25 protein-coding genes are annotated in these 24,384 nt (G+C 68.2%); 7 read left to right on the top strand and 18 right to left on the bottom strand.

The window, feature by feature from the left end; all coding sequences use genetic code 11:
• Nucleotides 1-5: 5 nt before the first annotated feature.
• Nucleotides 6-863, top strand: coding sequence for a peptidoglycan DD-metalloendopeptidase family protein (locus AC1DF3_RS21330; protein ID WP_478140785.1), 858 nt, complete (start codon nucleotides 6-8; stop codon nucleotides 861-863).
• A 6-nt stretch (nucleotides 864-869) separates the two neighbouring features.
• On the opposite strand, the gene AC1DF3_RS21325 is transcribed toward AC1DF3_RS21330, so the two are convergent.
• The 8 genes from AC1DF3_RS21325 to AC1DF3_RS21290 all read right to left on the bottom strand — a co-directional run bounded on the left by AC1DF3_RS21325 (nucleotide 870) and on the right by AC1DF3_RS21290 (nucleotide 9,089).
• Entirely contained in the window at nucleotides 870-1,805 is a 936-nt protein-coding gene (locus AC1DF3_RS21325) for a M14 family metallopeptidase (RefSeq protein ID WP_286536586.1), read from the bottom strand.
• Nucleotides 1,806-1,877: 72 nt separating this feature from the next.
• Nucleotides 1,878-2,495, bottom strand: coding sequence for a TetR/AcrR family transcriptional regulator (locus AC1DF3_RS21320; protein ID WP_478140784.1), 618 nt, complete (start codon nucleotides 2,493-2,495; stop codon nucleotides 1,878-1,880).
• Complete coding sequence (locus tag AC1DF3_RS21315; RefSeq protein ID WP_478140783.1) at nucleotides 2,492-2,917, bottom strand: ester cyclase; 426 nt, start codon at nucleotides 2,915-2,917, stop codon at nucleotides 2,492-2,494. The genes AC1DF3_RS21320 and AC1DF3_RS21315 overlap by 4 nt, the downstream gene beginning before the upstream one ends.
• A 118-nt stretch (nucleotides 2,918-3,035) precedes the next feature.
• Nucleotides 3,036-3,758: an ABC transporter ATP-binding protein gene (locus AC1DF3_RS21310; RefSeq protein ID WP_286503958.1), complete on the bottom strand. Its 723-nt coding sequence runs from the start codon at nucleotides 3,756-3,758 to the stop codon at nucleotides 3,036-3,038.
• 14 nt (nucleotides 3,759-3,772) lie between these two features.
• Entirely contained in the window at nucleotides 3,773-5,722 is a 1,950-nt protein-coding gene (locus AC1DF3_RS21305) for a branched-chain amino acid ABC transporter ATP-binding protein/permease (RefSeq protein ID WP_478140782.1), read from the bottom strand.
• A gap of 7 nt (nucleotides 5,723-5,729) precedes the next feature.
• Nucleotides 5,730-6,605 carry a branched-chain amino acid ABC transporter permease gene (locus AC1DF3_RS21300; RefSeq protein ID WP_286503956.1) on the bottom strand — a complete coding sequence of 292 codons (876 nt, stop codon included), beginning with the start codon at nucleotides 6,603-6,605 and terminating at the stop codon, nucleotides 5,730-5,732.
• A gap of 79 nt (nucleotides 6,606-6,684) precedes the next feature.
• Nucleotides 6,685-7,914, bottom strand: coding sequence for an ABC transporter substrate-binding protein (locus tag AC1DF3_RS21295; RefSeq protein ID WP_478140781.1), 1,230 nt, complete (start codon nucleotides 7,912-7,914; stop codon nucleotides 6,685-6,687).
• Between the two features lie 131 nt (nucleotides 7,915-8,045).
• On the bottom strand, nucleotides 8,046-9,089 hold the full coding sequence (locus tag AC1DF3_RS21290) for an aldo/keto reductase (protein WP_286536579.1): 1,044 nt from the start codon (nucleotides 9,087-9,089) through the stop codon (nucleotides 8,046-8,048).
• Between the two features lie 145 nt (nucleotides 9,090-9,234).
• Here AC1DF3_RS21290 and AC1DF3_RS21285 point away from each other — a divergent pair, with 145 nt between their 5' ends.
• Both AC1DF3_RS21285 and AC1DF3_RS21280 read left to right on the top strand, forming a co-directional pair.
• Nucleotides 9,235-9,540, top strand: coding sequence for a hypothetical protein (locus AC1DF3_RS21285; protein ID WP_478140780.1), 306 nt, complete (start codon nucleotides 9,235-9,237; stop codon nucleotides 9,538-9,540).
• Entirely contained in the window at nucleotides 9,521-10,444 is a 924-nt protein-coding gene (locus AC1DF3_RS21280; protein WP_478140779.1) for an RNA polymerase sigma factor, read from the top strand. The genes AC1DF3_RS21285 and AC1DF3_RS21280 overlap by 20 nt, the downstream gene beginning before the upstream one ends.
• A 12-nt stretch (nucleotides 10,445-10,456) precedes the next feature.
• Here AC1DF3_RS21280 and ylqF read toward each other — a convergent pair whose 3' ends face one another.
• A complete protein-coding gene (gene ylqF, locus AC1DF3_RS21275) occupies nucleotides 10,457-11,419 on the bottom strand; it encodes a ribosome biogenesis GTPase YlqF (RefSeq protein WP_286536576.1) in 963 nt (320 codons plus the stop codon).
• 157 nt (nucleotides 11,420-11,576) lie between these two features.
• Here ylqF and AC1DF3_RS21270 point away from each other — a divergent pair, with 157 nt between their 5' ends.
• On the top strand, nucleotides 11,577-11,936 hold the full coding sequence (locus AC1DF3_RS21270) for an HPF/RaiA family ribosome-associated protein (RefSeq protein ID WP_478140778.1): 360 nt from the start codon (nucleotides 11,577-11,579) through the stop codon (nucleotides 11,934-11,936).
• Between the two features lie 34 nt (nucleotides 11,937-11,970).
• Here AC1DF3_RS21270 and AC1DF3_RS21265 read toward each other — a convergent pair whose 3' ends face one another.
• The 4 genes from AC1DF3_RS21265 to AC1DF3_RS21250 form a co-directional block, all read right to left on the bottom strand.
• Nucleotides 11,971-12,888, bottom strand: coding sequence for an SDR family NAD(P)-dependent oxidoreductase (locus AC1DF3_RS21265; RefSeq protein WP_286536574.1), 918 nt, complete (start codon nucleotides 12,886-12,888; stop codon nucleotides 11,971-11,973).
• An 82-nt stretch (nucleotides 12,889-12,970) separates the two neighbouring features.
• Entirely contained in the window at nucleotides 12,971-13,351 is a 381-nt protein-coding gene (locus AC1DF3_RS21260) for a response regulator (protein ID WP_286536572.1), read from the bottom strand.
• Nucleotides 13,352-13,470: 119 nt separating this feature from the next.
• Nucleotides 13,471-15,048 (bottom strand): glutamate--cysteine ligase, encoded by a 1,578-nt coding sequence (gene gshA / locus AC1DF3_RS21255; protein ID WP_286536570.1) that lies wholly within the window; start codon nucleotides 15,046-15,048, stop codon nucleotides 13,471-13,473.
• Nucleotides 15,049-15,144: 96 nt separating this feature from the next.
• Nucleotides 15,145-15,807, bottom strand: a complete 663-nt coding sequence (locus AC1DF3_RS21250) for an alpha/beta hydrolase (RefSeq protein WP_478140777.1) — start codon at nucleotides 15,805-15,807, stop codon at nucleotides 15,145-15,147.
• 82 nt (nucleotides 15,808-15,889) lie between these two features.
• Between AC1DF3_RS21250 and AC1DF3_RS21245 the strand changes: the two genes are divergently transcribed.
• Both AC1DF3_RS21245 and AC1DF3_RS21240 read left to right on the top strand, forming a co-directional pair.
• Nucleotides 15,890-16,540, top strand: coding sequence for a glutathione S-transferase (locus tag AC1DF3_RS21245; protein WP_286536568.1), 651 nt, complete (start codon nucleotides 15,890-15,892; stop codon nucleotides 16,538-16,540).
• Between the two features lie 214 nt (nucleotides 16,541-16,754).
• Nucleotides 16,755-17,852: a M14 family metallopeptidase gene (locus AC1DF3_RS21240; RefSeq protein WP_286536567.1), complete on the top strand. Its 1,098-nt coding sequence runs from the start codon at nucleotides 16,755-16,757 to the stop codon at nucleotides 17,850-17,852.
• Between the two features lie 97 nt (nucleotides 17,853-17,949).
• Here the strand turns inward: AC1DF3_RS21240 and AC1DF3_RS21235 are convergent, their stop codons facing one another.
• The 3 genes from AC1DF3_RS21235 to AC1DF3_RS21225 form a co-directional block, all read right to left on the bottom strand.
• A complete protein-coding gene (locus AC1DF3_RS21235; protein ID WP_286536566.1) occupies nucleotides 17,950-18,747 on the bottom strand; it encodes an enoyl-CoA hydratase/isomerase family protein in 798 nt (265 codons plus the stop codon).
• Nucleotides 18,748-18,766: 19 nt separating this feature from the next.
• Nucleotides 18,767-19,183: a hypothetical protein gene (locus AC1DF3_RS21230; RefSeq protein ID WP_286536565.1), complete on the bottom strand. Its 417-nt coding sequence runs from the start codon at nucleotides 19,181-19,183 to the stop codon at nucleotides 18,767-18,769.
• Nucleotides 19,184-19,277: 94 nt separating this feature from the next.
• Nucleotides 19,278-22,646, bottom strand: a complete 3,369-nt coding sequence (locus AC1DF3_RS21225) for an autotransporter outer membrane beta-barrel domain-containing protein (protein ID WP_478140776.1) — start codon at nucleotides 22,644-22,646, stop codon at nucleotides 19,278-19,280.
• A gap of 266 nt (nucleotides 22,647-22,912) precedes the next feature.
• On the opposite strand from AC1DF3_RS21225, the gene AC1DF3_RS21220 reads away from it, so the two are divergent.
• A complete protein-coding gene (locus AC1DF3_RS21220) occupies nucleotides 22,913-23,134 on the top strand; it encodes a hypothetical protein (RefSeq protein ID WP_478140775.1) in 222 nt (73 codons plus the stop codon).
• Between the two features lie 88 nt (nucleotides 23,135-23,222).
• Here AC1DF3_RS21220 and AC1DF3_RS21215 read toward each other — a convergent pair whose 3' ends face one another.
• Together AC1DF3_RS21215 and AC1DF3_RS21210 are read right to left on the bottom strand one after the other, a co-directional pair.
• Nucleotides 23,223-23,399, bottom strand: coding sequence for a hypothetical protein (locus AC1DF3_RS21215; RefSeq protein WP_478140774.1), 177 nt, complete (start codon nucleotides 23,397-23,399; stop codon nucleotides 23,223-23,225).
• On the bottom strand, nucleotides 23,400-24,383 hold the full coding sequence (locus AC1DF3_RS21210) for a PLP-dependent cysteine synthase family protein (protein WP_478140773.1): 984 nt from the start codon (nucleotides 24,381-24,383) through the stop codon (nucleotides 23,400-23,402).
• Nucleotide 24,384 lies beyond the last annotated feature (1 nt).

Raw genomic sequence — 24,384 nt, 5'->3', positions numbered from 1 at the left:
ACGCCATGCAGCGCCGCTCGCTCCTGCTTGCATCGATGGGCCTGTTGTCGCTGCCGGCCGCGCAGGCCGCTGCAACGCCCTCGCCGGCCACGCCCGCCCCTGCGCTCTGGCCGCATGGCGCCCAGGTCCCGGGCGGCGTGGCGCGCCTGTCGCTCGGTCCTGCCGCGGCGCGGCCGGAGGCGCGCACCGAGGGCGGCATCCCGCTGCTGGTGCTGGGTGACCCGATCGAATGGACCGCGCTGGTCGGTATTCCCCTCGCGACAGCCCCGGGCAAGGCCCGCATCATGGTGCGCACGGGGGATGGCGCCGAGCGTCCGATCGCCTACACGATCGCGCCCAAGCAATACAGCGAACAGCGCCTGAAGGTGGCACCGGGCACGGTCGACCTGTCGGCTGCCGACCAGGCCCGCTACGAGCGCGAGCGCGATCATCAGGCGACGGTGATGGCCACCTTCAGCGAACCCGCGCCGCACGCGCTGCAGATGCGAGTGCCGGTGCCGGGCCGACGCTCGAGCTCCTTCGGCCTGCGCCGCGTCTTCAACGGCCAGTCGCGCAATCCGCACAGCGGCATGGACATCGCAGCCGCCACCGGCACGCCGGTGCTGGCGCCGCTGCCGGGCCGGGTGATCGACACCGGCGACTACTTCTTCAACGGCGGCACCGTCTGGCTCGACCACGGCTGTGGCCTGCTCACGATGTACTGCCACCTGAGCCGGATCGACGTCAAGACCGGCGACGTGCTGCAGAGCGGCGAGCGGCTGGCCGCCGTGGGCGCCACCGGCCGCGTGACCGGGCCGCACCTGCACTGGGGGGTGATGCTGAACCGGACGATGGTGGATCCGGCGCTGTTCATTGCGGCTTGAGGCGGCCTACAGCGGCTTCGTCAGATACACCGCCTCGCGCCCGACGATCACCCGCTGCGCCGGCATGAACACCGTGCAGTCGTCGCAGGGCGCGCGGATCTCGTCAGTCCCCTGCGTGGCGATCAGCTCGCCCTCGGCAAAGGTCTCGAAGCCGATCAGCGGCCGCACGAAGCGGAAATCCTCCGACTTGATCAGGTGCGTCTGCAGCAGCTCGAAGCGGCGCTGCGCTTCGGCCTCGGGCGTCGCCCCTGCCCGGTCGATCAAGCCGAAGTGCGCCAGGAAGCGCAGCGTCACCTCGGTCGCCAGATCGGCCGCGCTCTGCTTGAAGTGCTGGCCGCACTCGACCACCATCGCGGCGCCCGGCGCATCGGCGCCGGCATGCAGGCCGTGCTGGATCAACGGCGTGCCCGAGCCCAGGCCGCTCGGCATCACCAGGTGCACCGGCGGCAGGCCGATGGCGGTCGCCACCCGCGCATTGCGCTCGAAGTCCGGGTAGACCCAGAACGGCACCACGTCCTGGCTGGTCGAATGGATGTCGAGGATGTGGTCGGCGGCAGCCACCACCGGCCGCAGTTCGCGGGCGCGCCGCAGCTCGGGGCTGTCCTCGGGGCCGTCGAGCCATTCGTCGGACCAGACGCGGTTGAGGTTGTGGACGATCTGCCGGTTGTCGAAAGGCTTGGCCGGATCGAAGGCGTTGTAGGCCTCGACATGGGCGAAGCTGACAGTCAGCGTGCCGAGCTTGGGCCGCACGCCGCTGTCCAGCAGATGGGTCGCGGCCACCATGCCGCAGATCTCGTTGCCGTGGGTCAGCGCATTGATCAGCACGTGCGGACCGGGCTTGCCGGATTCGAATCGGTGCACGTAGTCGATGCCCGTGTTGCCCTCGCGGTAGGCGGAAATGTCGCGTGGCAGGACTTCAAGGGCGGGTTGGGGGTCGGTCATGGGGGGGGTCGTTAGGAGACGGAATTGCAGCAGTTTGCTACAAGTGCGCCGATCCGGCACGGCGGGCGAGCGTCAGTCGGCCTTCTTCGCCGCCGCCACCAGCGCCCGGATCGCCCAGCGCCGGACCTTCGACGCCTGCGCGTCGTCGAGTTGCAGCACGTCCTTGCAGACCACCATCGATTCGGTGCCGATCACCAGCGCCAGCGCCTGCTCGAGCGTCTTCACCGCTGTTGGCCTGAACTGGCTGCGGGCCGGCGCCAGCGCGGCCTCGATCAGCGGGCTGCGCCGGTTCTGGCGCGCCGGCACTTCGGCGTCGTGCCCGCCCCGCACCACGCGCTCCATCGACTGCGCCAGCATCATGCGCAGCGACGCCTCGTTGGCGGCGATCATGCCGCTCAGCGCCGCATCGACGCGTTCCAGCCGCTGCACCGGGTCCTGCGAGCGGGTGTCGCCGAGCACTGCGGCGGCTTCGGGCACCGCGATGTCGAGCGAGGCCTCGCGGTGGAGCGCCTCGATGCTCGGAAAGTAGCGGTAGGCGGTGGCCCGCGACACGGCCGCCGCCTCGGCGATCTCCTCGAGGCTGGGCTGGCGACCCGCCTGCATAAGCCGTGCGGCGGCCTGCAGCAGGTCCTTGCGCGTGCGCCGGCGCTGGTTGGGACGGCCGGCCTTCTCGCTTGGCGGGCCGCTCATGAATCCTGTGGCAGCTGCTGCATGATGGCCGCGAGATCGAGCCATACGTTCTCACGCCGGATGTCCCCGGCGTCAGTGAACTCGACCACATGGAGCAGCCTGAATTCGAGCGGCCGGCCGCGGCCCTCGAGGCCGAAGGGCCGCCCGGGCGCCTTGCCGCGCCAGATCGATTCGTCAACCAGGAAATCGGCCCCGTAAAGCCGCCGCAGGCATTCGACGCGACTGTCGGACAGGTCGCTGAACAGCGCCTCGTAGAAAGGCCGCGCGCCGTCGCGCCCCCGCGTCGGCCCCGACGGCGCGCCGACGATGTCGTGCTCGACGTCGGGCGACAGTGTCGCCAGGACGCCTTCGACATCGTCCGCGGCCTCGAAGCGGAAATGCTGATCGATCCTGCGGTCCATCTCGGTTCGGGTGAGCGCCATGTCCGGGTCCTCCAGGGGATGGGGTTCCCGTCAACTCTAATGAGACAATAATCTCATTACAAGAAATTAGTCTCAAATGAGCCAGCCCCGTTCATTGACGGAATCTATGGCCGCAAACCTAGTGTCCGCTGCCCAGGTACGCCGCCTTCACCCCCGGATCGTTGCGCAGTTTCTCGGCCGGCCCGTGCAACGAGATCCGGCCGTTCTCGAGCACGTAGCCGTAGTCGGCCACGCCGAGCGCGGCGGCCGCGAACTGCTCGACCAGCAGCATGGTCACGCCTTCCTGCTTGAGCCGCTCGATGATGCGGAACACCTCGGCCACCAGGATCGGCGCCAGGCCCATCGAGGGCTCGTCGAGCAGCACCACCTCGGGATTCAGCATGACCGCGCGGGCCATCGCGAGCATCTGCTGCTCGCCCCCCGACAAGGTGCCGGCCAGCTGGGTGCGCCGCTCCTTGAGCCGCGGGAACAGGTCGAGCGCGCGCTCGAGGTCGCCCGCGACATCGCCGCGCGGCCGACTGCCCGTGAGCCGGGGGAAGGCACCCAGCGTGAGGTTGTCGGTCACGGTCATGGTGGCGAACACGCGCCGGCCTTCGGGCGAATGCGCGAGCCCGAGCTTGGCGATGTGGTAGGACTCGAGGCCGTCGATGCGCTTGCCGTTGAGCGTGATCTCGCCGGCTGTCGGCTGGATCATTCCGGAGACGGCGCGCATGGTCGTGGTCTTGCCGGCGCCGTTGGAGCCGATCAGGGTCACGACCTTGCCCTTGGGCACCTCGATCGAGACGCCGTGCAGCACCTGCACCTTGCCGTAGCCGGCCGATAGATTCTGGATGGTGAGCATTGGGTCCCGTTTCCTTACGCAGGCTGCGGCTCGGCTTCCTGGCCGCCCAGATAGGCTTCGATCACCTTGGCGTCGGCCTGCACTGCGGCCGGCTCCCCTTCGGCGATCTTCTGTCCGAAGTCGAGCACCGAGACCGTGTCGCACATGCTCATCACGACGTCCATGTGGTGCTCGATCAGGATCACGGTCACGCCGTGCTCGCGGATCTTGCGGATGATGGCGATCAGCTCCTTGATGTCCGGCGCCGTCAGGCCGGCGGCCGGTTCGTCGAGCAGCAGCAGCTGCGGGTCGAGCGCCAGCGCGCGGGCGATCTCGAGCAGCCGCTGCTTGCCGTACGGCAGGTTGCGCGCCTCCTCGGCGGCGAAGGCCTCGAGGCCGACGAACTTGAGCAGGCCCAGCGCCCGGTTGGCCGCCGCCGCACTCTCGCGCTTGTAGCGCGGCGTGTGGACCGCGACGTCGAACAGGTTGCTGCGGAAGGTGTGATGCAGCCCGACCTGCACGTTCTGCTGCGCCGTCATCTCGCCGAACAGCTGCACGTTCTGGAAGGTGCGCGCGATGCCCGACAGCGCGATGTCGGACGATGTGCGACCGACCAGCGAACGCCCGCCGAAGCTGATCGCGCCGGCGGTCGGCACGTAGATGCCGGTCAGCACGTTCATCATCGTGCTCTTGCCTGAGCCGTTGGGCCCGATCAGGCCGTGGATGGTGCCGCGCCTGACAGTCAGGTCGACATTGTTGAGCGCCTTCAGGCCGCCGAACTGCATCAGCACGCCCGACGCCTGCAGGACCTCGGGCTGGCCGCCGGCCATGGCGGCGGTCGCCACGGCATCGGCCGGCGCGATGCCGGCGCCCTCGACCTCGAGCCGGGCCTTGGGCCGGCGCAGGTTCAGCGCGTTGCGCACGAAGCCCACGATGCCGTCCTGCAGGTAGTAGACGACGAACAGCATGATCACGCCGAAGATCGAGAGCCGCCAGTCGGTCATGGTCTGGAGCCAGAACGACAGGCCCGCGAGCGCGATGCTGCCGACCACCGGAATGGCCATCTGCTTGGGCGTGACGCGCTTCATCTGCACGCCCACTACCGCCACCACCATGACCAGCACCGCCAGCGCCACCGACACGTAGCGGAACAACTCCACGTCGTCGAGCAGCTTGGGCAGCAGCACGATGATGGTCGCGCCCAGCATGGCGCCGATGCGGCTCTTGCGCCCGCCCATGATCACGGCCAGCAGGAACAGCACGGTGAGCTCGAAGTTGTAGGTGTTCGGCGAGATGTACTGCTCCGAATACGCATACAGGCTGCCGGCCAGTCCGGCGAAGCCGGCGCTGATCACGAAGGCATAGACCTTGTAGCGGTACACCGACACGCCCATGCAGTCCGACGCCACCGGGCTGCCGCGCAGCGCCTCGAAGGCGCGCCCGAGATGCGAGCGCAGGATGCGATGCACCACGACCAGCGACAGCACCAGCATCACGACCACCAGCCAGTAGAACTCGCGCTCGTCGAGCTTGTGGCCGAACAGCGGCGGCTTGGTGAGCTTGATGCCCATCGGCCCTTCGGTGATGAAGCTCATCTCGTTGATGAGGATCTGGATGATGGTGCCAAAGGCCAGCGTGACCATTGCCAGGTACGGCCCCGTGACACGCAGGGCCGGCAATGCCAGCAGCGCACCGAACAGCGCCGTGACGCCGATCGAGGCGATCAGCGCCACCATCAGCGGTGCGCCGAGCTTGTAGACCAGCACGCCCGCCGTGTAGGCGCCGAGCCCGAACAGGCCCGCATGGCCCAGCGAGACCTGGCCGGTGTAGCCGACCACGATGTCCAGCCCGAACAGCAGGATCGCGTAGATCATGATGGTCTCGAGCAGGTGGATGTAGTACGGGTTGTCGACGCCGATCGGGAACAGCAGCAGCGCCGCGAAGCCGACGAGAGCGAGGAGGAAGCGTCCGATTTTGGTATTCATGTGAGCGTCAGACCTTCTTGATCGCGGTCTTGCCGAACAGGCCGGCCGGGCGCACCGCCAGCACGATCAGCAGCAGCACCAGGCCCGGAACGTCCTTGTAGCCGGTGCTCAGGTAGAAGCCGGTGGTGGTCTCGGCGATGCCCAGGATGATGCCGCCGAGGATGATGCCCATGCCGCTGGTCAGCCCGCCGATGATCGCCACCGCGAAGGCCTTCAGGCCCAGCACCGCGCCCATGGTGGCGCCGGTCAAGGTCAGCGGCGCGATCAGCACGCCCGCGAAGGCCGCGGTCAGCGACGACAGCGCATACGAGAAAGTGATGACCAGGCCGGTGTTGATGCCCATCAGCTTGGCTGCATCGCGGTCGTTGAAGGTCGCGACCACCGCCTTGCCGTAGATCGAGCGGCGGTTGAACAGCTCGACCGCCAGCATCATGAGGATGGCGCCCACCACCACCAGGATCTCCATCGGCAGCACGTTGGCGTTGAGGAACTTGATCGGCGCCTCGGGCAGCGGCGACGGGAACTTGAGGTCGTCGCGGCCCCAGACGTTCTCGGCCACGTTCTTGAAGATGATGCCGAGCGCGATGGTCGACATGATCCAGCCGAATTCCGACTTGATCTTGATCGCCGGCCGCACGCCGATGCGTTCGACCACGGCGCCCTGCACCGCGCCGAACAGGCACACCAGCGGGATCATGAGCCAATAGTTGACGCCCAGGGTGACCAGGGTGAGGCCCACCAGGGCGCCGAGCATCAGCGCGTCGCCCTGGCCGAAGTTGAGGGTGTCCGAGGTGGCGAAGGTGAGCTGGTAGCCGAAGGCGATGACGGCGTAGATCATGCCCAGCGCGATGCCGCTGAAGATGAGTTGGGTCAGGATTTGCATGACGGCTTTCGGGAGGCGTTGGCACAAAAAGGCGCCGCCGCGGGAGCGACCCGGGGCGGCGCCGTCAGGCAGGCGCGGATCAGGGCTTCAGCAGGGCGTCGTTGGCCGCGTTGTTCTTCAGCTGCACCGTGGCCGCCTTCTTCATGTCGTCGGCGTTGGCGTAGTTGACGCGGCCGCCCTTGACCTCGCCGAACACCGGGATGTTGGCGGTGATGGCGTCGTGGTCGCCCTTGGCGAAAGGCTTGGTGTAGGTGGTCACCACGCCCTCGACCGGCGTCTTCAGGTCTTCCAGCGCGGCCAGGATCTTCGGACCCTCGGTGCTGTTGGCCTGCTTGATGGCGGCGGCCAGCAGGTAGATCGAGTCGTAGCCCTGGGCGGCCGAGACCGGCGAATCGATGCGGTTGTTCTTCGGCTTGAAGCTGCCCAGGTAGCTGGCGATGAAGGCCTTGCGCTTGGGCGTGGTCGGTTCCTGGATGAAGGTCTGCGGCATGCGCGCGCCGTCGCCGCCCGGGCCTGCGTTGTCGATGAAGTTGGCCATCGACAGGGTCCAGCTGCCGACCATCGGGACCTTCCAGCCCAGTTTGGTCATGCCGTTCGCGATCTGCGCCAGCTCGGGGCCGATGCCGTAGGTCAGCACCGCCTCGGCGCCGGCTTCCTTGGCCTTCAGCAGCTGGGCCGTCATGTCGACGTCCTTGATGTTGAACTTCTCGACCGCCACCGGCGTGATGCCCTTGGCCTTCAGCGCCTTCTCGAGGTCTTCGCGGCCCAGCTGGCCGTAATTGGTGGAGTCGGCCAGGATCGCGACCTTCTTGAAGCCGCGGCGGGTGACCGCTTCCTCGACGATCATCGGTGCCTGGATGCTGTCGTGCGCCGCATTGCGGAACACGTAGTTCTCGGGCTCCTTGTCGAACTGGTGCGTGATGATCGAGCCGGTCGCGACGTTGTTCAGCACCGGGATCTTGGCTTCCTGGAAGAAGCGCTGCGACGCCAGGGCCACGCCGGTGTTGATGTAGCCGACCACGGCCACGACCTTTTCCTTGTTGATGAACTCCTGAGCGATCTGCACGCCGCGCTCGTTCTTGGCCTCGTCGTCGCGTTCGACCAGCTGGATCTGACGGCCCAGGACGCCGCCGCTCTTGTTGATTTCCTCGGTGGCCAGGCGCACGCCGTCGCGCATGCTGACGCCCATCGAAGACGAACCGCCGGTGAACGGACCGTCGACGCCGATCTTGATCGGGTCGGCCGCGAACGCGCCAGCGCTGAAGGCCACGGCGCCCGCCACGGCAAGAAGCTTGAATCGAAACAGCATCAGGAATGTCTCCAATAGGGGTCGAGAAAAAGTAGTCCTGAGAACATACCGTTACACGCGTCTTTCAGAGAGAGTGACAACCCTAAAAACGCTATAGGAAATATCCATCCCCAGACCTCCCGGACGGCAGCTCAACGCGGCTCGCCGGCCAGTTGCTTGCGGCGGTTCTCGCCCTGCCGCGCGAACATCCAGCCGGGGTATTCGGCCGGCAGCCGGCTGACCTGGTCGAGCTGCGCCAGCTCGGACGCGCTCAGCGCCACCTGGGTCGCCGCCAGGTTGTCGGCCAGCTGTTCGGCACGGCGGGCGCCGACGATCACGCTGGTGACCTGGGGCTGGTGCAGCAGCCAGGCCAGCGCCACCTGTGCCACCGAGACGCCATGCGCCGCGGCGATCGGGCGCATCGCATCGACGCAGTCCCAGGCCCGGTCTTTGTCGACCGGCGGAAAGTCGAAGCTCACGCGCCGGCTGCCCTGCTCGGCCTGCTGCTCGCGCCCGTACTTGCCGCTCAGCAGGCCGCCGGCCAGCGGGCTCCAGACCATCAGTCCGACGCCTTCGCTCTGCAGCATCGGCACCAGTTCGCGCTCGAGGTCGCGGCCGGCCACGGTGTAGTAGGCCTGCAGCGATTCGAAGCGCGCCAGTCCCCAGCGCTCGGCGATGCCGAGCGCCTTGACGATCTGCCAGGCGGCCCAGTTGGAGACGCCCACGTAGCGCACATGGCCCTGTCGCACCAGCTGGTCGAGGGCCCGAACGGTCTCCTCGATCGGCGTGGCGGGGTCGAAACCGTGGATCTGGTAGAGGTCGACGTGGTCGAGCTGAAGCCGCTTCAGGCTGGCCTTGAGGCCATCCATGATGTGGCTGCGCGAGGCGCCTCGGGCGTTCGGCCCGGGGCCGGTCTCGCCGAAGACCTTGGTGGCGACCACGACGCTGTCGCGCGGTACCTGGAGGTTCTTGAGGGCCTGGCCGGTGATCTGCTCGGACAGCCCGCCCGAATAGACGTCGGCGGTGTCGATGAAGTTGATGCCGGCGTCGAGCGCCTGGCCGACCAGGCGCTCGGCGTCGGCCTGCTGGAGGTCGCCGATCTGGCTCCAGATGCCCTCGCTGCCGCCGAAGGTCATGGTGCCGAGGCAGAGTTCGGAGACGAAAAGGCCGGTGCGGCCCAGGGGATGGTTGCGCATCGAAAACACTCCTTGTGTCGAAGCGGCAGAGCATAGGCGGGTCCGGCCGATCGTGCAGGCGGCCGCGCACCGCATCCTTCGGGCCGCCCGAAACGTCTTTGCCTGGTGAACAATGAGACCGGCCTCGCCGGAGAAAGGCTCCATCATGGAACGCATGGTCCGCTACAAGCTCAAGGCCGATCGGGTCGACGAGAACGAGCGCCTGGTCCGGGCGGTGTACCAGGAACTCGCCGAGCGCAGGCCGACCGGCCTGCGCTACGCCACCTTCAAGCTCGAGGACGGCGTGAGCTTCGTCCACATCGCCTCGCACGAGGCGCCGGACGGCAGCAACCTGCTGACCGCCCTGCCCGCCTTCAAGGCCTTCGTGGCGGGCGTGCGCGAGCGCTGCGAAGAGCCGCCCGTCACGGTCGGGATCAGCGAAATCGGCGCCTATGGCTTCTTCGGGTCCTGAGGCGCCCGAGGCGCTGATCGCCACCCTCGAAGAGGCGCGGCGCCAGTTCCTCGCGCTGGTCGACGACATCCGGCCCGACCTGCACCGCTACGCCACGCGCATGACCGGATCGGTCGCCGATGGCGAGGACGTGGTGCAGGACACGCTGGCGCGGGCCTGCTTCGAGCTCGCCCAGCACAAGGCGATGCCGCCGCTGCGGCCCTGGCTGTTCCGCATCGCCCACAACCGCGCGATCGACCACTGGCGGCGCGAGGCCCATCGGCGGGCCGAGCCGCTCGAAGCGGCGCTCGAGCTCGCCGACGATGCGGCACTCGAGCCCGACAATGCGCTGGCGCGCGAGCAGGCCGTGCGGGCCGCGCTGCGCAGCTTCCTGCAGCTGGCGCCGGCGCAGCGCGGCTGCGTCATCCTGAAGGACGTGCTCGACCATTCGCTCGAGGAGATCGCCGCCGAACTCGAGCTCAGCGTGCCGGCCGTGAAGGCGGCGCTGCATCGCGGACGCGGCCTGCTGCGGCAGTTGCCGGCCACCACGCCGGACACGGCGCCGGCGCGCGCCCCGACCCCCGAGCTGCTGCGCTACGCCCGCCTGTTCAACGCCCGCGACTGGGACGGCGTGCGCGCCCTGCTGGCCGACGACGTGCGGCTGGACCTGGTGTCGCGCCGCAAGGCCGCGGGGCGACGCGAGGTCGGCGTGTACTTCTCGAACTACGAGCGCCTCGACGACTGGCGGCTGGTGCCCGCATGGCTGGACGGCCACGCGGTGCTGGCCGTGCTGCCGGGGCGCGGCGACGGTCCGCCCGGCTACTTCATCGAGCTGCAGTGGCACGACGGGCGGCTGCGCCTGATCCGCGACTTCCGCCACGTGCCCTATATCGCCCGCGACGCCGATCTCGTGCTCGCGCCCTGAGCAGAACGGTGCTCAGGCCGGATCGTCCGCCGGATCCGGCTGCGCGTCTTCGCGCCGGCCAGAACCCTTCTTGCGTCCCCGGGCCGCCTTCTTCGCGGCGCGCTCGGCATCGAGCAGCTGTCCGGCCGCCAGCCACTCGGCGAACTCCCCGGGCGTCTCCAGCGTGATGCGGCCGATGTTGCCGCTGCGGAATTCGTTCATCACGATCTCGGCCGCCTTCTGCAGGTTGACCCGGCCCTTGCCGAGCAGCGCGCCGCGCTTGCGGCCGATCGCCTCGAGCACCTCTTCGTCGCTCAGCGCGCCGATCGGATCGATCTTGAAACGGGCCTCGACCAAGCCCGCGTAGTGGCCCTTGAGATAGTCGAGCAGTTCGAGCGCCACCTCTTCCTCGTCGAAGGCGTTGCGCCCGATGGCGCCGCTGGCCGCCAGGTTGTAGCCGCTCTTGGCGACGATGATTCGCGGCCACAGCATGCCCGGCGTATCCCACAGGTAGAAGTCGTCGGCCAGCGTGATGCGCTGCTCCAGCTTGGTGATGCCGGCCTCGTCGCCGGTCTTGGCCTTGCGGCTGCCGGTCAAAGTGTTGATCAGTGTCGACTTGCCGACATTGGGAATGCCGCAGATCAGCACCCGCATCGGCTTGGCCATGCCGCCGCGGGCCGGCGAGAGCGCATGGCAGGCATCGATCAGCTGGCGCGCCGGCGTGGTCTGGCTGGCGTCGAGGCCGATCGCGCGGGTCTCGGGCAGCGCGTTGTAGTGGGCCAGCCAGAGCGCGGTGCAGGCCGGGTCGGCCAGGTCCTGCTTGTTGAGCACCTTGAGTCCCGGCTTGTGGCCGGTGAGCTCGGCCAGCATCGGGTTGGCGCTCGATCCGGGCAGGCGGGCGTCGAGCAGCTCGATGACGACGTCGATGTCCTTGATCCGTTCGGCAATGGCCTTCTGGGTCAGGTGCATGTGACCGGGGAACCACTGGATGGCCATCGGGGAAATTCTTTCTCAGTCTGCGGGATGCGGGCCCGCCATTGTCGCCGCGCCGCGCAGGTGGTCGTTCCGACCTCGACCACGTTGCCGAAATGCTTACGTCTTGCACGCGCCGATCAGGGCACAGTAGGGTTTTGCGAGGAAAGGACCGCTCACCATGCAGATCCAGATCAACACCGGCAACGGCATCGAGAACAAGGAAGCCCTGGAGCGCTGGGCCGACACCGAGATGCGCCAGACCCTGGCCCGCTTCGCGGCCGAGGTCACGCGCGTCGAGATCCACCTGAGCGACGAGAACCACACCGCCAGCGGCGGTGCGGACAAGCGCTGCACGATGGAGGCCCGCATCGCGGGCCATCAGCCGCTCGCCGTGAGCCACCACGCGGCCGGCCTCGACGAGGCCTTCCGCGGCGCCGCCGAAAAGCTCAAGCGCGCCCTCGACAGCACCCTGGGCCGGCTCTATGGCCGCCGCGACCGCGACTCGATCCGCAAGGACGGCGACGCGGTGGTCGAATAAGGAGGGCCCGCGCGTGCCCGGGCCGCATCATCCATCAGTGCCGGCCGGCGTTCGCCATCGCCTTGCCGACCTCGTTGCTGCCCTGCGCGGCGCCGCTCTGCGGGACGATCTCGCCGCTGCGGTCGGTCACTTCGGCCAGCCGGTCGGCGAGCCGCTCCGGTGCATCGCCGCCGAGGCCGATCCAGGCGCCGTTCGTCAAGGTGATGTGGGCCGCCTCGAAACTGCCCGCGCCGGCGCACAGGATGGTGCGGTTCGGCGCCTCCTGGCCGGCCAGCACCAGCATCGCCGGCACCACGGCCTCGGGCTTCAAGGCCTCGAGCACGGCTTCGGGCATCAGGTCTTCGGTCATCCGGGTGGCGGCGGTCGGCGCCAGGCAGTTGACGCGGATGTCGTTCTTCGCGCCCTCGATCGACAGGGTCTGCATCAGGCCCACCAGCGCCAGCTTGGCGGCGCCGTAGTTGCTCTGGCCGAAGTTGCCGTACAGGCCCGAGGACGAGGTGGTCATCACGATGCGGCCGTATTTCTGCTCGTTCATGAGCGCCCAGACCGCCTTGGTGCAATGCACGGCGCCCATCAGGTGGACGTCCATCACCAGCCGGAAGTCAGCCAGTTCCATCTTGGCGAAGCTCTTGTCGCGCAGGATGCCTGCATTGTTGACCAGGATGTCGACCCGGCCCCAGGTGGCCACCGCCTGCGCGACCATCGCCTGCACGGCCTCGAAATCGGTCACCGAGGCACCATTGGCGATCGCCTCGCCGCCGGCCGCCCGGATCTCGTCGACCACCGCCTGGGCGGCGCTGACCGAACCGCCGGAGCCGTCGCGGGCACCGCCGAGGTCGTTGACCACCACCTTGGCGCCGCGCGCCGCCAATGCCAGCGCGTGCTGGCGGCCCAGCCCGCCGCCGGCGCCGGTCACGATGGCCACGCGGCCCTTGAAATCGATGCTGCTCATGCTTTCAGTGCTTTCGTAGGAGTCGTTGACGCGACGCGTTTTACCCCAGAAAGCAGGCCGCCCGGCGGGCGCAGCGGGCGGATCAGTCGTTTCGGCGACTCAGGCGCTCGCAGTAGTCGAGCAGCAGGTCGATTTCCCCCGACTTGTCGAAGAAGGCGTCGGCACCGAGCGCCTTGGAGCGGGCGCGGACGTCGGGAGTGGCGTAGTTGCTGACCACCAGCACCTTCTGGTGGGCGGCCCGCTGGCGGCAGGCGTCGACCACGCCGAGCCCGTTGCCCTGGTCGAGGAAGAGATCGACGATGGCCACGTCCCAGCCCTCGCCATGCTGGCGCAGCCAGGCCACGGCCTCGTCTTCGCCGCTGGCGTGCGCGACCACGGTGGCATCGACGATCTCTTCGAGAAAGCCGACCAGGTTCTCGCGGATGACGGGGTTGTCTTCGACCAGGTAGGTCTTGAAAGTCATGGTGGGATGTCAACAGAGTGCGGTTTATGTCTCTGTTGCCATCATCCCCGGCGCCGCGCGCAGGCGGGTGGGTCACGGCGGTCAATGCGGGTAGGCAGCGACCTACCCGCCCGTGCCGCTCACAGCGCGGCGCGCTGGCTCACCGGTTCGGCCGGCGTCTCGGCCCAGTGGTTCTTGAAGCCGAGCCGCGCCGGCGACACGTACTGCTCGCGGTAGATCTCGAACGGCATGCTGTCGCTGGCCTCGATCCGCTTCTGGGCCTCGATCGAGGTCTGGGTCATGCGCTCGAAGAGGGTCCGCTGCGCCTCCGCGAACGGCAGCGCGAGCAGCGCCTCGCGGGTGGCCTCGGAGCGGGCACGCACGAAGCCGACGAAGGAATCGCCGTGGGCCTTCATGGCCTCGAGCACGCGGGCCGAGGGCAGCACGGCCGGGTCGCCGAGCGCCACGCCGGCCGCGCGCACCGCATCGGCATGCTGCGTGCCGCCGTGCGCCGCGTCGAGCGCGGCGGCGATCGGGCCGAACTGCTCCAGCAGCTCGGCGCCCCACTCGGTCAGACCGGCCTCGCGGCCGCCGCGCCGCAGCCGCAGGCCGGGCTCGCGCCCGCGGGCGGCGGTCAGGTGCTGGTTGTGCGCCAGGTCGGCGATCTCCTCGCGCGTGTCCGGCGGACTGTCGGACAGCAGGCAGTGCAGCAGGAAGACATCGAGAAAGCGCATGGTCTGGGCATTGATGCCGACCGGCTCGAAGGGGTCGAGGTCCATCAGGCGGACCTCGACGTACTCGACGCCGCGCTCGCGCAGTGCGTGCAGCGGGCGCTCGCCCGGGTAGATCACGCGCTTCGGGCGGATCGTGCCGTAGAACTCGTTCTCGATCTGCAGCAGGCTGGTGGCGAGCTGGTTGTAGTCGCCGCCCAGGTTGCGGATGCCGATCGCCTCGTAGGCCGGCCAGGGCCGGGTCAGCGCATCTTGCAGCGAGGCGCCGTAGCCGTCGAGGCTGTTGTAGCTCACCGCCAGCGAGGCCTGCGCGTCGCTCTGGTAGCCCAGGCGGCCCATCCGCAGCGAGGTGCCGTGCGGCATGTGCATGCTGCCCTCGCCCAGCGGCTGCAACTCGTGCGGCCGGCCGTCGACGAAGCTCGAACACAGCGCCGGCGAGGCGCCGAACAGATACAGCAGCAGGAAGGCGTGGCGGCGAAAGTTGCGGATCAGCGCGAAGTACTGCTCGCTCGACACGTCCGGCAGCGACCAGTTGTAGTGGATGCCCGAGATGGTCTGCATGCGCCGCCCGTAGCGGTGGCTCAGGCCCATGCGGTAGACGCTCTTGGCGCGGCCCACGTTGGACGATCCGTAGCGCCCGATCGGGATGGTTTCGTCGGTCGGCAGGCCGCAGGGCATGCTCGACACCCACAGGCGCTCGTCGCCGGCCTCATCGAGCACGCGGTAGGTGAACTGGTGCACGCGCACGAGTTCGTCCAATGCCGTGTCGACGTCCGCATGGGCGCCGGTGATCAGCTCCAGCTGGGATTCGCTGAAATCGGTCGTGATGTGGGGGTGCGTGAGCGCCGAGCCCAGCGCCGCGGGATGCGGTGTCAGGGCCAGCTTGCCATCGGGTTGCGCCCGCAGGCTTTCCTTCTCGATCCCGCGCCGCACCCCCCGGAGCCGCGCGGGCGAGAGCGCGTCCAGGCGCTCCTTGAAGTTACTCATTTAGTTATCACCCATCGTTCTTTCGTGGGGACGGAAGGTAGCATGACCGGAAAAGGCGCGCAGGCGGACTGAAAATCCGCCGCCGGCGCCCCCTTTTCAGCCTAGCACCCGGACCAGGAAACGGTTCAGGTCGGCGATTTCCTCCATGCAGACCGAGTGCTCCATGGGGTACTCGTGCCACTCGAGGTCGTAGCCCAGCGCCCTCAGGGTGTCGCGGCCCTGGATCGCCCTGGCAATCACCACCACGCCGTCGCGCTGGCCGTGGGCCTGGAAGATCGGCGTCTGCTGGTTCGCCGGGTCGCGCTCGGCCGCCGTCAGGTCGGCCAGCGGCAGGTAGCCGGACAGGCCGACGATGCCGGCCAGCCGCTCCGGATGGCGCAGGCCGGTCATGAAGGCCATCGCGCAACCCTGGGAGAAACCGGCGATCACGATCCGGGAGGCCGGGATGCCGCGGGCCTTCTCGTTGGCGATCAGCGCCTCGAGGGTCTGCTGCGAGCCGCGCAGGCCGGCCTCGTCCTCGCGCTTGGCGAGGTCGGCGCCCAGGATGTCGTACCAGGCCGGCATGCGATAGCCGCCATTGATGGTGACCGGGATCACCGGCGCGTTCGGGAACACGAAACGCACCGGACCGACCGACGACAGGTCCAGTTCGTTGGCGATCGGCACGAAGTCGTTGCCGTCGGCGCCGAGGCCGTGCATGAGGAGGACGGTGGCCGTGGGGTTCGGGCCGGTTTCGATTTCGATGGGCGGATGTGACATGGCACCGAAGTTACCGCAGAAATCGGCCCGGGTTCGGGCAAGCCGGCAAGAATGGCGGCCGAACCAACCAAGGAGACATCCCATGCTGACACTCATCGGCTTCGCCGCCAGCAACTACTACAACAAGGTCAAGCTGGCGCTGCTCGAGAAGAACGTTCGCTTCGACGAAGAGCTGGCCTGGATCGGCGAAACCGACCTGACGGCCTCGCCGCTCGGCAAGGTGCCTTACCTGCGGACCGACCAGGGCATGCTGTGCGAGTCGGCCGCGATCAACGAGTACATCGAGGCCGCCTACCCCGACATTCCGCTGCTGCCGGCCGACCCCTATGCCGCCGCCAAGGTGCGCGAGTTGAATCTCTACCTCGAACTGCACCTCGAACTGGTGGCCCGCAACCTCTACCCCGAGGCCTTCTTCGGCGGCAAGGTCAGCGACGGCCTCAAGCAGAAGATCGGCCAGCAGCTCGAAAAGAACATCCCGGCCTTCGGCAAGCTGGCGCGCTTCGACACGCCCTTCATCGCCGGTGACCGGTTCACCCTGGCCGACTGCGCCGCGATCACGCACCTGCCGCTGGTCGCCAATGCGACTCGGCTGATCTACGGGCGCGACCTGCTGGCCGAGCTGCTGCCGGCCTCGCGCGACTACCTCAAGCGCATGGGCCAGCGGCCGCACGTGGCCACGGTCAACGCCGACCGCAAGACCAACACCGAGGCCATGCTGGCGCGCTACGCCTGAGAACCTGCTTGCGCCTTCGCAGCCAGCTGCACGCACTCGACGAAGTGCTGGGCGGCCGGGGCACGATGTTTGCCTGCCGGCCTGTTACCTTCTCGCCATGACATTGGTGTCGCTGCTGGGCCTTCTGTGGCTCAAGGACTTCACCGGCAAGGACATCGACGCGGCGGGCGCCCATCAGCCCGCTTGAACCCGAATGACATCCCAAGGACCCACGATGCACACTTCCGCAGCCACCCGCCATTTTTCAGGCACCTACGCCGAGGCCCGGCGCAAGTTCCTCGACGCCGCCGCCGGAAGCGGCGCCACGGTCGAATCCTTCGTGCTCGAGGCCCATCGCGGCGCACTCGGCGAGACGCTGGCCACCGACGTCGCGCTGATCGGCGCGCCCGGCGCCGCCAAGCTGCTGATCGTGAGCTCCGGCACCCATGGCCCCGAGGGGTTCAGCGGCTCCGGCTGCCAGGTGGCGACGCTGCACGATGCCGACCTGCTGGCCCGGCTGGCGCAGGCGGGCGTCGCGCTGTTGCTGGTGCATGCGGTGAACCCGCACGGCTTCTCGCACCTGCATCGGACCAACGAGGACAACATCGACCTCAACCGCAACCACATCTCCTTCGATGCGCCGCCGCCGGTCAACGCGGCCTACGCCGAGGTCGAGCCTTTCGTGCTGCCGGCCAGCTGGCCGCCTGGCGCCGACGACGAGGCCGCGATGGCCGCCTACATCGCGCAGCACGGCCTGCGCGCCTACCGCACCGCGGTGACCGCGGGCCAGTACGCCTCGCCCGACGGCGTGTTCTACGGCGGCACCGGGCCATCGTGGAGCAACCGCACGGTGCGTGCGATCCTGCGCAAGTACGCGGCGAACGCCACCGACATCGCCTGGATCGACATCCACACCGGCCTCGGTCCCTACGGCCACGGCGAGAAGATCTACCCGGGCCGCAACGCGGTGGCCGATCTGGCCCGCGCGCGCGCCTGGTGGGGCGCCGACGTGTTCGCGCCCTTCGAGGGCAATTCGGCCTCGGCCGACGTCTCGGGTCCCGTGGTGTCGACGGTGTACGACGAGTGCCCGCAGGCCCGGGCCTCGCTGATGGGCCTGGAGTTCGGCACCCTGCCCGACCTGGAGGTGCTCAACCGGCTGCGCGCCGACACCTGGCTGCGCCGCCATCCGGAAGCGCCGGCAACCCAGCAACGCGCGATCCGCCAGGACCTGCGCGATGCCTTCTATTGCGACAACGACGAATGGAAGGGCATGGTGCTGGGGCAGACCCGCGTGGTGCTGCTGCAGACGCTGCAAGGTCTGAAGTCGGCCTGAAGACATGGCCCCCACGCTCCCCCACTTCGTGTGGGTCGCTGCCCCCCGAGGGGGCCGCAGGCCGCCTTGGGGCGGCCCGGCGCCGGCCTGAAACGATTCAGCCGAACTTCGGCGCCCGCCGCTCGCGCAGCGAGGCCACGCCTTCGCGCACGTCGGGCCCGGCGAAGCCCATGAACTCGAGCGCCAGCGAGGCGTCGAAAGTCGGCCCGGCCTGGCGCAGCCAGTTGTTGAGCGCGTACTTGGTGAAGCGGATCGCACTCTGGCTGCCGGCCGCCAGCCGGTCGGCCAGTTCGTAGGCGCGCGGCAGCAGCTCGGGCTCGTCGACCGCCAGCGAGACCAGGCCGATGCGTTCGGCCTCCTCCCCGCTCACCGGCTCGCACAGCAGCAAGTGGTACTTGGCCTTGGCCATGCCGCACAGCAGCGGCCAGACGATCGCCGCATGGTCGCCCGCCGCGACGCCCAGGCGGGTGTGGCCGTCGACGATCTTCGCGGTCTTGCTGGCGATCGAGATGTCGGCCAGCAGCCCGGCCACCAGCCCGGCGCCGACCGCCGGCCCATGCATCGCGCTGACGATCGGCTTGTCGCAATTGATCAGGTTGTAGACCAGGTCTCGCGCCTCTTTCCAGACCCGGGTGCGGACCGCGTCGTCGACCGACATCTGCTCGACCATGGCCAGGTCGCCGCCGCCCGAGAAGCCCATGCCTTCGCCGCGCAGCACGGCGCAGCGCACGCTGTCGTCGGCCGCTACGTCGCGCCAGATCTCGGCCAGCTCGCGGTGGCCGTCAGGCCCGGCCGTGGGCAGTTTGCCGTTGGCGGCGCGCATCTGGATGTCGAGCACGGCGCCGGCGTCGCCGCGGCGGGTGATCGACAGGGTGCGGTAGTGGCCGTAGTCCATGGTGCAGTCCCTCGGGTCGTCAGAGCTTGGCCGCGAGCTCGCGGCACTTCTGCAGGTTGCTGTTGAACCTGGCTGCCATGCCGGGCTCGCAGGCCGAATTGGTGGTCATGATGCGGCACATGCCGACCACCAGGAAATCCGACACGGCATCGGTGCACATCGGGAAGCGCGCCAGCGCCGGGTTGTCGCGCGTCTTGAAGCCCCAGCTGTCGGAGAAGTCGAGCATCCGGCCCATCGCGTCCTCGAAATAGTCGCGGTCGCGCGCAGTGATGGCGGCTTCCATGGCCGGCAGCTCGCCGCCCAGGAAGCTCATCGCGGCGGCGGGAAAGCGGTCGGCGTCCTGCTGCGCGGGCGCGCCCGAGGCGGCGAAGGCGAGCAGCAGCGGCGCAACGATGCGCCCGAGGGAAACGGAAAGTCGGGTACGAGAATGGTCCATGGGTTCCGGTCTGGCGATGGCTTCGGATCACCGCCCGGCGGGGGCGGCTGCTGGAAGCGTATTTGAACCCAATCCAGGCCCGCCGCACGCCCGTCTACCAGCGCAGCCGCATGCCGATCGAGCCCTGCAGCGTCGACTGGACCTTGGCGGCGCCGCCGGCGCTGTAGATCTGCCCGACTTCGCCGTAGAGCGTGGTGGCGGAGGTCAGCGCCAGCGTCATGCCGGCGGCCACCTCGGTCGAGGTAGAGCCGACCGGGCTGGCGATCGGGGTGCTCGCCGCCGGACCGATGAAGGTCGCGACGTCGGTCCCCGAGCCGGCGCGGTAGACGTTGAGGCGGCCATAGGGCTGGAGCCGTCCGGCCGCGGTCATGACGTCGCCCTTGACGCGCACGCCCAGACGGCCGATCCAGCCGCCGCCGGCATCCTGCGTCACCAGCGCGCCGCCGATCAGCACGTTGTCGAAGCGCATGCTCTGGTGGATCAGCTGGGCCTGCGGCTCGATCGTCCAGCCCTCGCCCAGGGCGAAGGCCTTGCCGGCCTCGATCGAGGCCGTGAGGCTGCTCGCCTTGCCGTCGATGTTCAGGTTGCCGTAGGGCTGCACGGTGTAGCTGTGGCGCCCGCCCTGCAGCACGGCGTCGGCGTAGAGGCCGTCGCCGTCCATCCAGGTCGCATAGCCGCCGAGAAAGCGCGACTTCAGGTCGTTGCTCCCGACCGAGGCGATCAGCCCGCGCGCATTGCCGACCACGCCGGCATTGCCATCGAGCGTGCCGACGTAGAGGCCGGCACGCCAGGCGCCGCTGGCCAGCAGGTCGGTGCCGGCCTGGATGCCGCTCACGTGGCCCTGGCTCTGGGCCGATGCCGGGCCTTCCTGCCGGATGTCGAGGTCGCTGTAGACCGCGCGCGCCCAGGCCTGGCGGCCGCCGGACGGGTCGCCGGCCGCCGCGCCGGCCGCCGGCGCCAGTTCATCGCCCACGCGCCGATGCAGGTTGCCCAGCATCGCCAGGTCGGACTGGCGCAGCTGGGCCGGCAGCGCGGCGAACAACGGCACTTCGGCGCGGTAGGTCGGCACGACGATGGCCGGCGACTCGGTCTTGCCCGTGTTGGTGTTCTCGAGCACCGGCGGGATCGTCGGCGGCGTCGGCGACACCGTCGTCGTCGAGCGCAAATACCAGTTCTCCCCCGCCCCCGAGGCGTCGGCCGCATAGAGGCGGTATTCGAAGGCACCCGCGTCGACATGGCCATTGGCCAGGGCGAAGGCGTCGCGCGTGGTCTGCGCCGTGGTGGTGGCGCCACCGACGGCGCTCACCACCTCGATGCCGTTGCCGGCGGTCAGGCCGCCGAGGCCGCCGAGGTTGGTGATGCGCACCGTGGTCTTGCCGCTGGCGCTGGCGCCGGCGCCATCGAGCACCAAGCGGTCGCTGAGGCTGCCGCTGCCGCCCAGCACGGTGCCGAGACTCAGCACGCCGCCGCTGCCGATGTAGGCGCCGTTCACCGTCAGGCTGCTGCCCGCGGCGGCGCCGAGCAGGCTGACCGTGCCGGCGTTGCGAAGCGACGCGACGCGCTGGTCGAAGCCGCCGGTGTCGAGCGTCGCGCCCGCCGCCACCGTGTGAGCCGACGCGGCGCTCAAGGCACCGGCCGCACCGGCCTTCAGCGTACCCGCGGCGACCGTGGTCGCGCCGCTGTAGTTGTTGGCGCCCGACAGCACCGAGGTGCCGCCGCCCATCTGCAGCAAGTCGCCGCTGCCGCTGATCGCGCCCGCCAGCTGCAGCGTGTTCGAGCGGTTCAGGACCAGCATCGAGTCGTTCCGGATGTTGCCCGCCACGCTGCCGGTGGTGCCGCCGTCGCCGAGGTGCAGCGCGCCGGCGACGATGGTCGTGCCGCCGGTGTAGCTGTTGTCGGCGGTGAAGGTCGTGCTGCCGGTGCCGAGCTGCGTGACGCGGCCGCTGCCGCTGATCGGGCCGGCCAGGGTCAGGGCATTCGAACGGTTGATGACCAGGGCCGCGTCGTTGACGATCGCGCCGACCACGCCGCCGGTGAAGCCGCCGTTGCCGAGCTGCAGCGTGCCGGCCGCGATGGTGGTGCCGCCCAGGTAGCTGTTGTCGGCCGTGAAGGTGGTGACGCCGCCGCCGAGCTGGGTCACGCTGCCGCTGCCGCTGATCGGCGCGCCGAAGGTGACGGCGTCCGACCGGTGGATCACCAGGGCGCCGTTGTCGACGATCGGCCCGTCGACCTTGCCGCCCGTGACACCCGTGCCCAGCTTCAAGGTGCCGGCGCTGATCGTGGTCGTGCCGGTGATGGCCTGGTCGCGGGTCAGGGTCAGGGTGCCGGCGCCGGTCTTCTCGATGCCGCCCGATCCGCTCAGCAGGCCGGTGTAGCTGGCGTCGGCCGGCTGTGCAAAACGCACCAGGCCGTTGTCGGTGATCGCCAGGGGCGCGAAGGCGGCGGGCGTCTCGAGCGTGCCCGCGGCGTCGACCGTCATGCTGCCGGTATAGGCGCTCGCGTCGGAGCCGAGCACCAGCGTGCCGCCCGCCACCCGGGTGCTCGTGATGCCCGAACCGGGCAGCAGGTTCTTGTAGGTCCAGGTGCCGCTGTCCTCCTTGACCAGGGTCTGGAAGTTGGAGAACGCCTTGTCGAAGGTGCCGACCCCGGTGCCGCCGAGGGCCAGCGTGTTGCTGCCGCCGCCGCCGTCGATGCTGCCGGTGATCTTCGAGCCGTCGTGGATGGTCAGCCGGTCGTCGCCGTCGGCGAAGGTCAGCGAGCCCAGCACCTGGCCCTTGTTGGTGAAATCTATCGCCATCGTGCCGGACACGCCCATGATGTTGTCCGAGCCGCCGGTGAACGCGATGATGCCGGTGGCGCCATTGACGACGGTGTTGTGGCCCGAGTTCGCCTCGAACCAGAAGGCGCCGCCGCCCGCGCTCGAGCGGATCTCGCCGTTGTTGACGATCACGTTGCCGCTGCCGATCGGATTGATCGCCTCGGCCGTGCTCGACGAACCGCTCGACCGCACCTTGGCTCCCTGAGCGATGGTCAGCGTGTTGTTCGAGCCCATCTCTATCGTGTTGGCGCCCGTACCGTAGGGGCCGGTGGAACCGTTCAGCGCCAGGTTCTCGACCGTGGCGTTGTCGTGGATCACGATGCTGGAGTGGTCGCCGATGCTGATCGCGGTGTGGTCGCCGGTGCTCACCTGGGCGTCGGCGTTCACGATCACCGAGATGTTCTGCGGCATGCCGGGCCCCGTGCCCACCGTCGTGCCCTGCGTGCTGCTGGTGTCGCAGGTGATCACGTCGACGCTGGTCGTGCAGGCGGCTGCCGCGGCCCCGCCAAAGCCCAGCAGCGCGGCGGCGATCCCGCCCACCACAACGCTGCGCGTCGTCGTCTTGCCGGCACGCGGCGCCAGTTCGGACGCCACGGCCCAGACCAGAAGGGAGGAATTCCAGACGACACTGAAAACGCGGTTCATGCGGTTGCTCTTCCGAAAACGAGGGGCCCGGAGGCCAAAACTAATACTTACGACTGTAGTAGTTAGGTACTCTTTTTCGTTGGAACAAGTTCACGGATTGCGCACAAATGGTGCACTTTCGATTAACAACGCTATGGTTCAGATAGCAGTGATCCCAGCAGCCACCGTGTCGAACGGCGACCTGGCACTGAATCGGGGCTGCGCCGGCGCTGGACCGATCGCTGTCACACTGCCGTGACAGCCAGCCGGCGCCCTACACTCGCACGATGGCTTCCAGACGACCCTCCCGCAACCCGCGCATGATCGAGCGCGGCGTGCTGTGCATCCTCATCGGCGCCGCGGTGCTGATCGCCCCCAACTTCCTGAGTTCGCCAGGCTGGCGCGAGACGGTCGGCGGGGCCTCCGTGGTGGGATGGTTCGCGCTGGTGCTGGGCGTCGCGCTGGTGGTCGTGGCCCTGGTGCAGCGGGCCGGGGGCCGGGACCGCTGAGCTTCAGTTGGGCTGTCGCACCCGCTTTGCGATGCCGAAACTCGCCAATATGACGCTGTTCCACGACCCCGGCCGCGGGCATTCTCTTTCAGACTGCCTTGAGCATGGACCACCCTTGACGCCCGCCAACGAGCGTCAGATCGTCGCCGAGCACGCCTGAGGTCTTGTTCGTGGCCTGCGCCTCGGTGATCCGGTGCTTTGCCAGATCGAAATTCCGAGCGCGATAGGAGAAGTGGGCAAAATCTTCACCTGCGGTGATTTCCAATCATTCGACCAAGTCCAAATAGCCCTGAGAGCGCATCCACTCGCTGTTGAACATTTTTCCCAGATATCGAGTGCCGTGGTCATGAAAAATGGCGACGACGACGTCGCCCTTCGTCAGCTTGTGCGCGCACTGCAGCAGCCCAGCCATGACAGCACCCGAGGAATTTCCCACAAAAATGCCTTCCTTCAGCGAGATCTCACGCGTCATGAGTGCCGCATCCTTGTCCGTCACCTTCTCGAAGTGGTCGATGATGGAAAAATCTACATTCGCAGGCAGAAAGTCCTCGCCAATGCCTTCGGTCACGTAGGGGTAGATTTCGCTCTGGTCTATAACCCCTGTGTCCTTGTACTTCTTGAGCACAGAACCGTAGGTGTCAATACCCCATACTTTGATGTCAGGATTCTTTTCTTTAAGGAATTTTCCCACTCCGGATATGGTTCCTCCGGTTCCCACGCCCACGACCAAGTGAGTAATTCGTCCGTCAGTCTGCTCCCAGATCTCAGGACCCGTCGTTTCGTAGTGCGCCAGAGTGTTGCTAGGATTGTCGTATTGATTCGGCTTCCACGCGTTGGGAATATCCCGCTCCAACTGAGAGGACACTGAATAGTAAGAACTGGGGTCGTCCGGCGCGACGTCCGTCGGGCATACGATCACTTCCGCGCCCAGCGCCTTCAGGGCATCCACCTTCTCTTTCGACTGCTTGTCAGTGGTGAAAATGCACTTGTAGCCCTTAACTATGGCAGCTATCGCCAATCCCATGCCCGTATTGCCACTTGTGCCTTCGATGATAGTTCCACCCGGCTTCAGGCATCCTGAACGCTCAGCATCTTCGATCATCCTGAGAGCCATCCGGTCTTTGGTGGAGTGCCCAGGGTTAAAGGTTTCTAGCTTTGCCAGCAGTGTAGCCGGGACGTGCGCTGTCAACGTGTTGATCTGCACCATCGGCGTATTTCCGATAGTCTCGAGAATATTCTTCTTCCACATC

It is taken from the genome of Variovorax sp. 10N432 (genome assembly GCF_056394465.1).
The sequence above is the reverse complement of the archived record's forward strand: the minus strand, read 5'-3'. Positions and strand labels throughout refer to the sequence as shown.